This window comes from Nocardia alba NBRC 108234 (assembly GCF_001612665.1).
Classification (GTDB): domain Bacteria; phylum Actinomycetota; class Actinomycetes; order Mycobacteriales; family Mycobacteriaceae; genus Nocardia; species Nocardia alba.
The window spans coordinates 145,203-158,729 of the sequence record NZ_BDAX01000001.1; the positions used below are offsets into that span (position 1 = coordinate 145,203).

13 protein-coding genes and 1 riboswitch are annotated in these 13,527 nt (G+C 67.4%); of the genes, 6 read left to right on the top strand and 7 right to left on the bottom strand.

Features of this window, described 5'->3' with window-relative positions; all coding sequences use genetic code 11:
- Positions 1-3: 3 nt before the first annotated feature.
- The 7 genes from NA12_RS00685 to NA12_RS00710 all read right to left on the bottom strand — a co-directional run bounded on the left by NA12_RS00685 (position 4) and on the right by NA12_RS00710 (position 7,895).
- Positions 4-1,503: an ABC transporter ATP-binding protein gene (locus NA12_RS00685; RefSeq protein WP_067444654.1), complete on the bottom strand. Its 1,500-nt coding sequence runs from the start codon at positions 1,501-1,503 to the stop codon at positions 4-6.
- Positions 1,496-2,311: an ABC transporter permease gene (locus NA12_RS00690; RefSeq protein WP_067444656.1), complete on the bottom strand. Its 816-nt coding sequence runs from the start codon at positions 2,309-2,311 to the stop codon at positions 1,496-1,498. Before NA12_RS00690 ends, NA12_RS00685 begins: the two co-directional genes overlap by 8 nt.
- Positions 2,308-3,279 (bottom strand): ABC transporter permease, encoded by a 972-nt coding sequence (locus NA12_RS00695; RefSeq protein WP_067444659.1) that lies wholly within the window; start codon positions 3,277-3,279, stop codon positions 2,308-2,310. The genes NA12_RS00690 and NA12_RS00695 overlap by 4 nt, the downstream gene beginning before the upstream one ends.
- Before the next feature lie 5 nt (positions 3,280-3,284).
- Positions 3,285-4,046, bottom strand: coding sequence for a class I SAM-dependent methyltransferase (locus tag NA12_RS00700; protein ID WP_067444662.1), 762 nt, complete (start codon positions 4,044-4,046; stop codon positions 3,285-3,287).
- Positions 4,043-5,569 carry an ABC transporter substrate-binding protein gene (locus NA12_RS00705; RefSeq protein ID WP_067444665.1) on the bottom strand — a complete coding sequence of 509 codons (1,527 nt, stop codon included), beginning with the start codon at positions 5,567-5,569 and terminating at the stop codon, positions 4,043-4,045. Before NA12_RS00705 ends, NA12_RS00700 begins: the two co-directional genes overlap by 4 nt.
- 109 nt (positions 5,570-5,678) lie before the next feature.
- Positions 5,679-5,798: riboswitch (cobalamin riboswitch) on the bottom strand.
- Positions 5,797-6,714: an LLM class F420-dependent oxidoreductase gene (locus tag NA12_RS32905; protein ID WP_157106368.1), complete on the bottom strand. Its 918-nt coding sequence runs from the start codon at positions 6,712-6,714 to the stop codon at positions 5,797-5,799. Its footprint overlaps the riboswitch before it by 2 nt.
- Before the next feature lie 68 nt (positions 6,715-6,782).
- Positions 6,783-7,895 (bottom strand): GGDEF domain-containing protein, encoded by a 1,113-nt coding sequence (locus NA12_RS00710; RefSeq protein ID WP_067444668.1) that lies wholly within the window; start codon positions 7,893-7,895, stop codon positions 6,783-6,785.
- 194 nt (positions 7,896-8,089) lie between these two features.
- Between NA12_RS00710 and NA12_RS00715 the strand changes: the two genes are divergently transcribed.
- From NA12_RS00715 to NA12_RS00740, 6 genes are all read left to right on the top strand, one after another.
- On the top strand, positions 8,090-8,743 hold the full coding sequence (locus NA12_RS00715; RefSeq protein WP_243654857.1) for a TetR/AcrR family transcriptional regulator: 654 nt from the start codon (positions 8,090-8,092) through the stop codon (positions 8,741-8,743).
- Between the two features lie 244 nt (positions 8,744-8,987).
- Positions 8,988-9,539, top strand: coding sequence for a hypothetical protein (locus NA12_RS00720; protein ID WP_243654858.1), 552 nt, complete (start codon positions 8,988-8,990; stop codon positions 9,537-9,539).
- Positions 9,540-9,541: 2 nt separating this feature from the next.
- A complete protein-coding gene (locus NA12_RS00725; protein ID WP_067444671.1) occupies positions 9,542-10,372 on the top strand; it encodes an MlaE family ABC transporter permease in 831 nt (276 codons plus the stop codon).
- On the top strand, positions 10,372-11,226 hold the full coding sequence (locus tag NA12_RS00730) for an ABC transporter permease (protein ID WP_067444674.1): 855 nt from the start codon (positions 10,372-10,374) through the stop codon (positions 11,224-11,226). The genes NA12_RS00725 and NA12_RS00730 overlap by 1 nt, the downstream gene beginning before the upstream one ends.
- A complete protein-coding gene (locus NA12_RS00735) occupies positions 11,227-12,492 on the top strand; it encodes an MlaD family protein (protein ID WP_067444676.1) in 1,266 nt (421 codons plus the stop codon).
- Complete coding sequence (locus NA12_RS00740; protein ID WP_067444678.1) at positions 12,489-13,526, top strand: MlaD family protein; 1,038 nt, start codon at positions 12,489-12,491, stop codon at positions 13,524-13,526. The genes NA12_RS00735 and NA12_RS00740 overlap by 4 nt, the downstream gene beginning before the upstream one ends.
- The last annotated feature ends 1 nt before the right edge of the window (position 13,527 follow it).

The window sequence follows — 13,527 nt, forward strand, 5'->3', positions numbered from 1 at the left end:
CCGCTAGCGGTTCGGGATCGCGCGCTGGTGGCCGACCTCGTCGGCCGCCAGGAATCGGGACAGGATCGGGTCGGCCGGATCGGCGGACACGTCGACCTCGGTGACGCGCCCCGCGTCGACCGTCACGATCCGGTCGGCGCGGTCGAGCGGGATACGCAGGTCGTGGGTGATCATCAGGATCGCCGCGTCGGCCCGGTGTCGGTAGGCGTCGAGGTACTCCAGGATGCGGTCGGTCAGTGGTGCGTCGAGCGCCGTGGTGATCTCGTCGCACACCAGAACCTCGGGTTCGGCGCCGAGTGCTCGTGCGAGGGCGGCGCGTTGCAGTTGGCCGCCCGATAGCCCAGCGGGGTATCGACCTGCTTGGCGCTCATCGATACCGAGGTCGTCCAGTAGTGCGCGGGCGCGGTGCCGGGCGGTGTCGCGGTCGAGGCCGCGCAGCCGGATGGCGGTGGCGGCGACCTGGTCGAGAACCGTGCGTCGAGGGTCGAACGAGGCCGCCGACTCCTGCCACACATACTGAACGGCGGCGATGTGGGCGCGGCTACGCCGACGCAGCGGGGGCAGTGGCTCGCCGCCGAGCATCACTCGGCCGCCCTGCGGCGTGACCAGTCCGGCTATCGCGCGCCCGATCGTCGACTTGCCCGCTCCGGATACCCCGATCATCGCGACGAGTTCGCCGCGATACAGCTCGAGGTCGACACCGTGTAGTACGCGCGAACGCCGTTGGGAGACAACGATATCGCGCAGACTCAGCACCGGTGATGTCGACCGGGTCGCTCGTCTCGGAGGCGATTGCGCCGGTGGCGCGGGCAGGGCGCTGTCATGGAGTCGACCCGCGCGCACGAACAAGGTCCGGTCGCTGACCTGCTCGACGGCGACGGTGTCGTGGGTGACGAGCACCACGGCCTTACCCAGCCCGCGCAGCCGGTCCAGCCCGGTGAGCAGGGCGGCTCGGGCGAGGGGATCCAAGCCGACTGTCGGCTCGTCGACGATGAGCACATCGGGATCCGACATCAGCACCTGTGCCAGCGCGAGCCGGGCCCGTTCGCCGCCGGAGAACTCGAACGGATACTTGCCGAGCACGGCGCCGATGGCCTCGTCGGGTACGTTGAACGCCGCGGCCATGAGCACGTCGGCGAGGTGGCGGCGCCGGGTGGCTCGATCGGTGCGTGGCGCCCCGAGGCGATGTCGACGCAGTCGTACCAGCTCGGCCAGCGCGGTGCCGATCCGGCGAGCGGGGTTCAGGGTGGACGCCGCGTGCTGGGGCAGGTAGCCGATTCGGACGCTGTCGCGCGGACCCCGGCACGCAACACTGCCCTCGACCACAGTTCCCGCTACGGCGACGCCCGCTATCGCCGTGGCGATGGTGGTCTTGCCGGCCCCGGAGGGACCGAAGAGGGTGACGATCTCGCCGGCGTGCACGTCGAGGTCGATGTCGTCGACGAGAACAGTGCGGCCCGCGCTGACCCGCAGTGCGCGCACGCTGATGAGCGGCTCAGTCATCGCGGGTGGCTCGTCGAGCGGCGCGGGCGCGGGGGTCGGCGAGCAGGTCGTCGGCGAGCAGATTGACGCCGACGATGAGCGACACGATCAACAACGCGGGCAGGGCGACCGACCAGGGCGCGATGGTCAGCGCGTCCTTGTTGGCCGCGACCGAGACGGCCCAGTCGGTGGAGGTGGTGTCGAAGCCGAGGCCGAGGAAGTTGGCCGAGGCCAGAAAGTACACGGCAGCGGTGAATCTCGTGGCCAGGTCGGCGGCGATCGGTCGCGACATCTCGGCTACCGCGTAGTTGCCGTAGCGGAAGGCCCGGTTCTCGCCTTGCATCCGCAACGCCTCCATGACCGGACCGTGGACCGTCCCCCTGGCAGTCATGCGAACGAATCGCGAGATCGGCGCGACGAGCACGAACCCGATCGCACACGCGATCGCGACGGCCGAGCCCCGGGTGCGCAGCGCGGCGACCATGATGATGAGCAGCGAGGGCAGACACAGCAGCACATCCATCGGGCGCATCAGCAGCTCGTCCACCCACGCGCGGGGCGCCGCGGCGGCCGCGAGACCGATCAGCGAGCCGAGGAGATAGGCGAGGGCGACGGTCACGGCGGCGACGACGAGGAATGTCCGTCCACCGGTGAGGGCCGCGGCCAAGACATCTCGCCCGAGCCGGTCGGTGCCCAGCGGTGACCATTGCGAGGGCCCGAACGGCGCCTGACGGCGCTGCGGCGCCCCCATGGCGATGATCGGTCCGATGGTCGCGACGAGTACCGGCACGGCGACCAGAGCGCTGTAGAGCCAACGGCGCGGGGTCATCGGCTGCCACCGTCGGCCGAGACCGGAACCATGCGTTGTCCGGCGATGTCGATGACAGTGTTGATCGCGATCGCGACGACGCCGGTGATCGCGACGATCGCGAGGATGACCGGGTCGTCACGGTTGCCGATGGCGCCGATGAGCGCGGACGCGATGCCGGGTACCACGAACACCGCCTCCACGATGAGCACCCCGGAGAGCAATCCGTCTCCGGTGCGCCCCAGCTCCTGCATCGCGGGCGCGAGCGCGTTGGGCGCGACATGCCGGACCAGTAGCGACATCCGGCCGACGCCGAGCCGCCGGGCCTGGGCGATATAGGGCTGATCCATCACCTCGATCACCCCGGCACGGACCAGTCGCACCAGGGGAGCGGCGACGCGAGCGACCATCACGATCAACGGCAGCACCAGGTATTGCGGACGGGCGAGCAGCGTGTCGAGGTCGGTCCCCAGGAAAGTGGCGGGCAGCAGGCCGAGATCGAGGGCGAGGTAGCTGACGAGCAGGACCGCGAGCACGAAATCCGGAATGGAATCGAACCCGATACTGACGGCGCTGATAATCCGATCGCACCACGTTCCCGGCGCCGAGCCCGCGGCGAACCCCGCCGTGACAGCGACGGGGACCAGCAGCGCCAACGCCAGCACAGCCATCAGCGCGGTGGTCAGGAACGGGTCGGCGATCACCTCACCGACCGGGTGTCCGTTGGCATAGGAGACGCCGAAGTCGCCGTGCGCGGCGCCGGCGAGCCAATCCAGGAAGCGCTGGATCGGTGCGACGTCGAGGCCGAGCAGATGTCTGGCCGCCGCCCGCTGCTCCGCACCGAGGACGTCGTTGCTCTGCACATCGGCGGCATCGCCGGGCAACGCCAGCGAGAGCAGGAACACCAGGACGAGCAGCACGCCGAGCTGGCCTACTCCGATGACGATGCGGCGCAGCAGAAATCGGGTGAACGGCGTGGAGAACCGCACGGACGCTACCGGATACCGACCACGATGCGGTCGTCGCCGTACTGCCAGACGATGCCCGCCTCGGCGAAGCCCGCGTCGCGGGCGAAGTCGAGATAGTCGTGCACGGTCGGGCGATCGTGCACGGTGTGCTCGAAACCGCCGTCACGAGCCCGCACCAGGTCGGCGAGCTCGGGTGCTCGGTGCACCGCGTCCCACCAGGCAGCCCAGTCCTCGGCGTCCGCGGTTCCCTGCCGCACGGCGCGGCGCGCGGTCATCGCGGTACCGAGGGCGTCGAGCCCGGGACCGGCCGGGCCCTCGTAGAGGTGGTCGCCGTCGATGAACAACCCGCCCGGTTTCAGCGCTTGCGCGCACGTCCTGAACAGCTCGCGCAACGGATCCCGATTCATCCAGTGCAGGGCCGTGGTGCTGACGAACGCGTCCGGGACCCGCTCCAGCTCCAGCGCGTCGAGCCATTCCGCCGATCGCAGGTCGGCGTTCACGGTCCGCAGGCGTGGGTCGGCCAGGGCCGCCTCGGCGAGACCAAGCAGCAGTGGATCGGCGTCGACGCCGACGACACGGGCGTCGGGAAACCGGTCGAGCAGCCGCTGCGCCAGTGTGCCAGGGCCGATACCGAGATCGACGATCAACAAGTCGTCGCGGTCACGACGTTCATCGAGCACATCACCGATCACCTCGAACCGCTGCTCCCGGTCGGGCATATAGTGCTCCTGCTGGCGATCCCAGCGCGCGAGCCAATAGCGCGCCCTCGCCGCGTCGAGCCCGGTCATCGTGCGTTCACCTCGTCGAATCGGGCCCAGCCGTGCGAGTTCGGCACCGCGGCGGGCAGCTTCTGGAAGCGATCGCCCGCGGCGCTGTTCCAGGCGGTGTTGCCGAAGAAGATGAATCCGCCTCGGTCGTAGAGGATTTCGTGCATCGTGCGGTAGATCGCCGCGCGGCCTTCGGTTGTCGGTGTCGACTGCGCCTTGACATAGAGCGCGTCGAACTCGGCATCGGACCACTTCGTCCGATTCTGCGGCGATCCGGTGAGCAGCCGCGACGCGAAGTGGTTGGGAACCGGCAACGGCCCGGACTGGCCCATGGTGAGGTGGCCGGTGTTGAGCGCGTCGGTGTAGTAGGTGTCCTTGGAACCGAGAACGACGTTGACCTTCACCCCGCAGCGGCTCGCGTGTTCGGCGAAAAGCCGTGCCGATTCCACGAATCCATGCGCCACCGGCGCGGTGAACAGGTCGAACGACAGGTCACGCACCCCGGCGCGGCGCAGCAACCGGCCCACCTCGTCGGGGTCGTAGGTGTGTTGCGGCAGGTCGGCGGAGTACTGGAAGCCCTTGCCGAAGACATCGTTGCCGACCTCGCCATTGCCCTCGAGCGCGACCTTGACCAACTCGTCGCGGTCGACCATCCGCATGAGGGCCCGACGTACGTCCGGGTTGTCGAACGGGGCGCGGTCGGTCTTCATCGCGAAGAAGTAGATGCCGCTGTTGGGGGTGGCGACGAGTGTCGATCCGGGCAGACCCCGCAGGGTCCGTGCCGCCGACGGCGTGAGGTTGTCGGCGTAGTCGATCTCGCCGCTGCGTACCGCCGCGAGCCGGGCATCGGACTCTGCGCTGACGATGCGCAGCCGTCGGACCGACGGGGCGCCGTCCCAGTAGCGGTCGTTGGCAGTGGCAACGAATTCCTTTCCCGCTGTGAAGGATTCGAAGACGAAAGGGCCGGTCCCGACCGGTCGTTCGAAGTCGGTGGCCCCGTTCTGCACGATCTTGGTCCCGTAGGCCGACAACGCGATGAGGAACTCGAAAGCGGGCTCTCTCGAGACGATCTCCACCGTGCGCGCGTCGATGGCGCGACTCTGGGTGAGGTCGATCTTGTCGAGCGAGGAGGCGGCGATGAACGGGCGACGCTGTGGCGGCCCGAGCACCCGCGCGAAGGTGTAGAGCACATCGTCGGCGGTGACGGCTTTCCCGTTGTGCCACACGGCATCTCGCAGCGTGATGCGCCACCGGGTACCGTCGGCGTTCGGCTCGGCCGCCGATGCCAGGCGCGGGATCGGCGTCATCGTCTCGTCGATCTCGAACAGTCCGTCGTAGACCGCTTTCATCCGAGCCTCGTCGATGAACAGCGTGTTCACACCGGGATCGATACCCTCACCGGCGCCGGAGCCCTGGAACGCGGCGGTGAAGGTATCGAGCGAGTTTTCCGACGATGTCGAGCGGTTACACCCGACCAGAGCCGTACCCGCGGCGAGTGCGCCGCCGAGCAGAAAGGTGCGGCGGCGCAGATTCGATGGCTGCATGGGTGCTCCTATCGCGTGGGCTCTCACGCGACGAAGAAGACATGCGGAAACAAGCCACGACCGGTGCGGCTCGGTTCGGCGCATCGATCAATACCCACGTGATCACGACCGTTTCAACAGTTCATCCGCAGGTATCTGGCTTCGGCTCGTGAACGAACCTCACAGTTGCGGGACAGCCCCGGACTCGCACCGGTCTTCCCTACGGACAGCGAACATCCTACCCACACTCAGAGCTGGGAACCCACCTCGGCGGCGATGAGTTCGAGGTGGTCGAGATCGGCGAGATCGAGGATCTGGAGGTAGATCCGGCTCGCGCCGATCGCGCGATAGTGGGCGATCTTGTCGACGACCTCGGCGGGCGAACCCGCCAGGCCGTTGGCCTTCAGCTCGTCGACCTCGCGTCCGATCGCGGCGGCCCGGCGCGCCACCTCGGCGTCGGTGCGCCCGACGCAGGCGACCAGGGCGTTGGAGTAGATCAGGTCGTCGGTGCGTCCGGCCGCGCGCACCGCCGCGCGCACCCGCTCGAACTGGGCGGCACTGTCGGTGATCGAGGCGAAGGGCATGTTGAACTCGGTGGCGTAGCGAGCCGCCAGGCGCGGGGTGCGGACCTTGCCGTTGCCGCCGATGATCACGGGTACCGGATCCTGGACGGGCTTGGGCAGGGCGGGGGAGTCGACGAGCTGATAGTGGGCGCCCTCGAAGCCGAACGTCGCCCCCGGCTTGGTCTCCCACAGGCCGGTGATGATGGCCAGTTGCTCTTCCAGCAGGCTGAACCTGTTGTCCGGGAAGGGAATTCCGTACGCGGCGTGTTCGGCGGCGAACCAGCCACTGCCGAGGCCGAGTTCGACCCGCCCGTTCGACATCTGATCCACCTGGGCGATCTGGATGGCCAGTGGTCCCGGCAGCCGGAACGTCGCGGCGGTGACCAAGGTGCCAAGCCGGATGCGGGAGGTGTCCCTGGCCAGGCCGGCCAGGGTGATCCAGGCATCGGTCGGGCCGGGCAGGCCCGAGGCATCGCCCATGGCGAGGTAGTGGTCGGAACGGAAGAACGCGTCGAATTCGAGCTCCTCGGCGGCGCGCGCGACCGACAGCAAGGTGTCGTAGTCGGCGCCCTGCTGGGGTTCGGTGAAGATGCGGAGGTCCATGATCACCATCGTGCCCGATGCGGTCAGCTCCGGCGCGGCGATAGCCTGGTCGCCGGGAACGATCGGGGCTACCCGTTGTTGTCCGGGTCGGCCGGGTGGCGGTGGTCCGGCGGCGGGCTGAGCTCGTCCACCACCACCAGGTTCCCGCCGGACTGCTTGGCCCGGTACATCGCCGCGTCGGCGGATTGCAGCAGGCGGTCCGCGGTCGGTCCGGGGCAGCGCGGACAGATCGTCGCGTCGAAAATCGCCACACCGACGCTCGCGGTGACAGCCACGGTGGTTTCCGGGGGTTCGGCGATCACCCGGCACAGCCGTTCGGCTTCGTTGCGCGCGGCGGCCGCGGCGAGCGGGGCCGCCACCACGAACTCCTCCCCGCCCGTCCGCGCCACCACCGCCATCTCCCCGGCGGCGTCGTGCAGCCGCCGGGCGGTCCGCATCAAGACGATGTCGCCGATCCGGTGGCCCCAGGTGTCGTTGACGTTCTTGAATCGGTCGAGGTCGAAGCAGATGACACACATCGCGGGATTGCGGTCCATGAGCTGCTGCAGCCGGTTCTCCAGGCCGCGGCGGTTCAGCAGTTCGGTGAGCGGGTCCGACTGCGACTCGGTGCGCAGCAGCGAATAGAGCAGCTGGAACGCGGGCACCGCGCTGACCACCGACGCGAGGAGCAACGCGACCGCGATGGCCAGTTCGATGCTCCCATCGCCGGTGGCGATCCGCACCGAGAACGCCACCACCGAGAGCAGCGACCACGCCGAATGCACGGCCAGTGCTTTGGCGCTGTGGAAGAAGCTCAGGTAGCTGCCGGTGCCGAGGAGCAGCACGGTGCCCATCGCCCCGAACAGTCGATCTTGTAGCTGGAGGAATTCCACCGTGAACAGCACATCGGCGCAGGCGATCAGGACCAGCGACTCGGTCTTGCTCGGCCAGGGCCGCAGCCACCAGCGCGCAGCCCACAGGGTCCCCGACAGCACTCCGATCGTCGAAGCGAGGCCGGGATGGCCGGGCGGTCCCACCGGTGTTCCCGCGATCACCGCGCCCATCACCGCGATCGCGGCTCCCGCGAGCCCGATCAGGATCTTCAGCGGAACCAGCGCCGACTTGGCGGCCAGCGTGCGGACGAGCCATCGGTAGTCGACAGGATCGTGCCACCAGTCCCGCAGCGTCTTGCCGTTGTTCATCGACTCACCCTTGGTCTCGACCGCATCGCCTAACTGTCGGTTGCGCGGGTGAGAATTCCGGGAAAACCCACCAGCTGGTCGGCAGTAGTCTAGGTCGGACGGTCTCGGAATCTCGCCGGTTCGCCTCGCGCCGCTGGGTTGCCCACGGTCGGCCCGGAAGTAGGTCAGTCGACCAGCGGCGATACCGTATCGGTGTGAAACGGTCACCGGAAACGGACTCCTCGGTCCGGATCATCGACGTCGTGATAGCGATGTTGATGTCGGATGGGTACGACGACCTGCAGCTCAAGGAGGTTGCGCGTCGTGCCCAGGTGTCGCTCGCGACGGTGTACAAGAAGTTCGCCACCCGTGACGAGTTGATGGTCGCCGCCGTCACCCGGTGGATGGCGATCAACAGTTACGCCGAGCTGGAGATGCCGGTTCCGGGTGAGTCGCTGCGCGATGGGTTGAAACGCGTCATTCGGCACGTTTTCGAGCCGTGGGAGAGCAATCCCAGAATGCTCGAGGCCTACCATCGCGCGCGCAGCGGCGTCGGTGGTCGGCAACTGGACGCACAGGGCGTGAACGCCGTGCTGCCGGTCGCCGCGATGCTGTTCGAGGGCTACGATCGCGCCTACGTCGAGGACGTCGGATTGATCATCACCAATTTGATCTACGCGTTGACCGGTCGATTCGTCGACAAGGACCTCGACGTGGCCGAGATCCTGCCCATGCTCGAGCGTGCGATCGACCGATTGACCAGTGACAGCGTGACCCAAGCGGCGCGCGTCCGAGTAGCCGACGGCGAGGAGAGCTCGTCGTCGCTCGTGTATCCGTCGTTGGCTGGGCCGTACGGGCCGGAGCGATAGCCACGGACGGAGCCCGTTGGTCGACGGCTCCGACAACCCTGATGACCTGCGATTGAACGAATTTCAGTGCTGGACGTCAAGCATAAATCTATGTGATGTAGATCACTAGTTACTTGGCTGAGACTGCTGTCACATACGGAGTAACCGGATTACCGTGTGGTCGGCAGGGGCTCCGAGCGATCGAAATCCGGGCGTGGGGCGCACCTGTCGAGATCTTCAGATTCGAAGTTTGGATGGGAAGCCCATGGCCGCACAATTCGTTGATTCCGCCCACTGGAGAGCCCACGCCCGCCGGCATCCGCTGCGATATCGCCTCGCCATTGTCGCACCGAATGCCGCGGAAGTGGTGCGCTACGCCGGAGGCTGGCTCTTCGATCGGACGACCGCGGGGTGGGAGGTGACCGTGCTCGTCGACGATCACTCCGATATCCGCCCGTTGCAGATCCTCGGCGCGACGGTGCTCGATATCGAGCAGTCGCTGGCGGCGGCGAAACACGACACCTGGCCGCATGCCGTGGCGGTCCCCGCCGGGATGGTCACCGACCGTCGGGTGCGCGATGGAATCCTCGACTGTCTCGACCACCGTTCGGCCGAACTGTCGCTGTGGGGCGAGGAGCTTCCGGCCGAACTGGCGGATCGAGTGAAGATCACCCACCACCGCGTGAGCCGCGCGGCGCGCGCGTTCAAGGCCTGCGCCTTGGCGACGGCGGGATTGCCCGCCGAGGAAGTCGGTCCCACCGAGGTGTTCCGGGTCAGCGCGTCACGGACCACCGCTGGATTGGTGTCCGCGAGTTGACGATGGCAACGGCCGATCGTGAGATAGCCGAGTGGGCGCGCGGCTATCTCCGCCGACACCCGATTGCCGCCTTGGAAACGGTCGGTGGCCAATTCGTTCTCGGCATGCGCGCCTTGCGCTTCCTCGCCGTCGACGTGGTCACCGGACGCTTCGCGTTTCAGGAGTTCGTCCGCCAAGCCGCGTTCATGGCATCGTCGGCGGCCTTGCCGACGATCTTCGTCGCGCTGCCGATCGGGGTGACGCTGTCCATCCAGTTCGGGTTGCTGGCCGGGCAGGTCGGCGCCACCTCGCTCGCGGGGGCGGCCAGTGGGCTCGCGGTGATCCGGCAGGGCGCGCCGATGGTCGCGGCGCTGCTGATGGCTTCGGCGGTCGGCTCGGCGATCTGCGCGGATCTCGGGTCGCGCAAGATTCGCGAGGAATTGGACGCCATGGAGATCATGGGCGTCTCGGTGATCCGCCGCCTGGTGGTACCCCGGCTGGCGGCCGGGGTACTGATCGGAGTGTCGCTGACGGGCATCGTCTGCTTCGTCGGCTTTCTCGCGGGGTACCTGTTCAATGTCTTCGTCCAGGGCGGGGCACCGGGAAGTTTCGTCGCGACCTTCTCCTCGTTCGCGACCGTGGACGATCTGGTGCTGACCATGATCAAGGCCGTCGTCTACGGAGCGATCGTCGCCGTAGTGGCGTGCGAGAAGGGGCTGACGACCAAGGGCGGCCCGGCGGGCGTGGCGAATTCGGTCAACTCGACCGTGGTCTCCTCGATTCTGCTGCTGATGATCGTCAACGTCGCCTTCACCCAGCTCTACATGATCCTGCTACCACGGCAGGGGCTGTAATGGCCGCGCAGTACTACCCGCCGGGGGTGCGACCGCTTTACCGGGCAGCATCCCGGCTGGCCTCGGGGGCGATGCGCGTCGGTCATATGGGGACGTTCCTGTTCCGCGCCCTGATCTCGATCCCGGTGATGCTGCGGCACTACCGCAAGGAGTTTCTGCGCATCCTGTCCGACATCACCTGGGGCAACGGTTCGATCGTCGTCGGTGGCGGAACCGCGGGCGTGATCATCGTGCTCGGCGCGGCGGGCGGTGCGATCGTGGGTCTGGAGGGCTACAACGCACTGCACCTGCTTGGCATGGAGCCCACTGTCGGGTTGATCGCCTCGACCGCCTCGACCAGGGAACTGGCGCCCATCATGGCCTCGCTGGCGTTCGCCGCCCAGGCGGGGTGCCGGTTCACCGCGCAACTCGGTGCGATGGGGATCGCCGAGGAGATCGAGGCGATGGAGGCGATGGCCATTCGCGCGGTTCCGTATCTGGTCAGTACCAGGATCCTCGCGTCGGTGGTCGCGATGTTCCCGCTGTATCTGGTCTGCCTGGCGGCCAATTATCTGGCGGTGGAAGTAGTGGTCGGTCTGTCCGGCGGTCTGTCGGCGGGCACCTATCAGCACTACTTCCAGCTGGTGCTCAACGGTCCCGACATCGTGTACTCGCTGATCAAAGCGATTCTTTTCGTGATCCTCACCTCGACGATCCAGTGCTACTACGGCTTCTACGCCGCGGGCGGCCCCCAGGGCGTCGGCACGGCGGCGGGCCGGGCGATGCGCGCGTCCATCTCGGTGATGATCGTGGTCAATTTGCTGCTGACCGTGGGTCTGTGGGGCATCGGTTCGAGCGCACGGCTGGGAGGGTAGATGTCGGCGTCGCTGTTCGAGAAGGATGGGCGCGGCCCCAGCGGATTCTCGCTGGTGCTGCGCGGCGTGGTGCTGATCGCGCTGACGGTAGTCATGGTCACGGCACTGTTGATGAAGTCGACGGGCCGCTTCGACGACAAGGTCGAAGTGATCGCCATGCTGGATCAGCTCGGCGATGGTCTGCCCGCCCGATCCGACGTGAAGTTTCGTGGTCTGCTGATCGGCGCGGTGTCCACGGTGGCGCTCGCCGACAACGGCGGTCCGAATCGGGTGACATTGCTGCTCGACCCGGTGTACGCCGGGAAAGTGCCGCGCACGGTGACCGCACGGGTGGTGCCGAGCAACGTCTTCGCCGTGTCCTCGGTCCAATTGGTGGACAACGGGCCCGGCCCCGGGCTGACCGCCGACACCGAGATCGTCCAGGACCGCAGCCTGGCGACGGTCCAGTTGCAGACCGCGTTGACCAAGTTGCGCGAGATCATCGCGAGTACGGGGCGGGTCGGGTCCGACACCACAGTCGGAATGCTCGCCGCGGTGGCCGCGGCCACGGATCGACGGGGTGACGACATCGTGCGCGCCGGTGGGCAACTCGACCGGATCACCAGGGAATTCGATGCGCTACTCGCGCCCGATGGTGGGCCCTCGACCCTGGGCGCGATGGCCGAGGCGGTGCACGGGCTCAACGCGGCGGCCCCGGACCTGCTCGATGCCCTGCACTCGGCGGTACTTCCGCTGCGCACGGTCGCCGAACGCGAGGGCGAACTGATGAACCTGCTGTCCGCGGGCAACAACACCCTGTCCAAGGTGGGCGGCGGGCTGGCTCGACATACCGATCAGATCGTCACAGTGACGAATGATCTGGTGCCGGTCCTCGATGTATTGGGCGAGGGAGCCGGCAGTTTTGCACCGATCGTGGTCCGGATCAAAACGATCTCGGATCTGTGGTTCGCCGAGTTCTGGAACTCCGACACCCAGATGGGTACCGGCAAATTCCAGTTCCGGTTGAGCCCGCACACCGCCTACACACGCGCGGACTGTCCCCGATACGGCCAGTTGGCCGCACCGAGTTGCACCACCGCACCGGACTCGATCCCCCAGCAGGAGTTGTCACCCAGTATGAATCCGCGGTCGTATTCGGTACCCCAGCTGGCGCCGGAACTGCAGGACCTGATCCGCCGGATTCTGGGCGGAGAGGCCAACGCCGCGGAATCGGTACTGGCGCAACTGCTCTCCGACAGTCCGCTCCCGGTGGGTGGCGGCCGATGAGTTTTCGTCGATCACTGATCGGGCTGAGCCTGTTCCTGGTCGTGTCCCTCGGACTGATCTGGGTCACCTTCGTGACGCTGCACCGCGGGGTGGACGGCTCGGCGAGAACGTACTCCGCGATCTTCAGCGATGTCACGGGCCTGCGCGCCGGTGACGATGTGCGGATGGCCGGGGTGCGGGTGGGTCGCGTCGACGGGATCGCGCTGGTCGGCAATCGCGCCGAGGTGCGGTTCCGGGTCGAGGAACAACAGAAGGTCTTCGGGAATACGAAAGCCTCGATCACCTATCAGAATGTCATCGGCCAGCGCTATCTCGGCCTTTCCCTGGCCGACTTCGGGCAACCGCAGGAGGTGGCGCCCGGTGGCACGATCCCGCTCGAGCACACCGAACCCTCGTTCGATATCTCGGTGCTGCTCAACGGGTTCGAGCCCCTGTTCGGTGGGCTGGATCCGCAGCAGGTCGACAATGTGACCGGAGCGCTGATCACCGCGCTCCAGGGCGACAACACCTCGCTGGTGCTGCTGATCGCGCAGGTCTCCACCCTGGCCGAGTCCGTCGCCGGACCGGATCAGGTGCTCGGGGCGGTGATCACGAACCTGAGCCAGGTGGTGGGCGACTTGGCGGCGCACAGCGGTACGGTGAGCACCCTGCTCACCCAGTCGCGCTCGATCATCGACGGGCTCTCGCGTCACCGTGACGAGCTGATGGGGTCGTTGACGACCGTCGCGTCGGTGACCGGGCGCCTGGCCACCGTCGTCGAGGACGTGCGGCCACAGCTGAACGAATTCCTTACGCGCGAACCAGGATTCACCAAGCACTTCGAGCAGAACAAGGACAGTTTCGCCTACCTGGGCTTCAACCTGCCCGCGCTGCTGAAGGGGCTCGCCAGGGCGAGCCAGGAGGGGTCCTACCTCAACACCTACCTGTGCAACATGGGCGTGACGTTCCTGCCCGCGCTGGCCACCCTGGTACCGACCATCGTCGCTCTGGCGTCGCCGACCGGCGCCATCCAACAATCACCGATCTGCAGGTGAG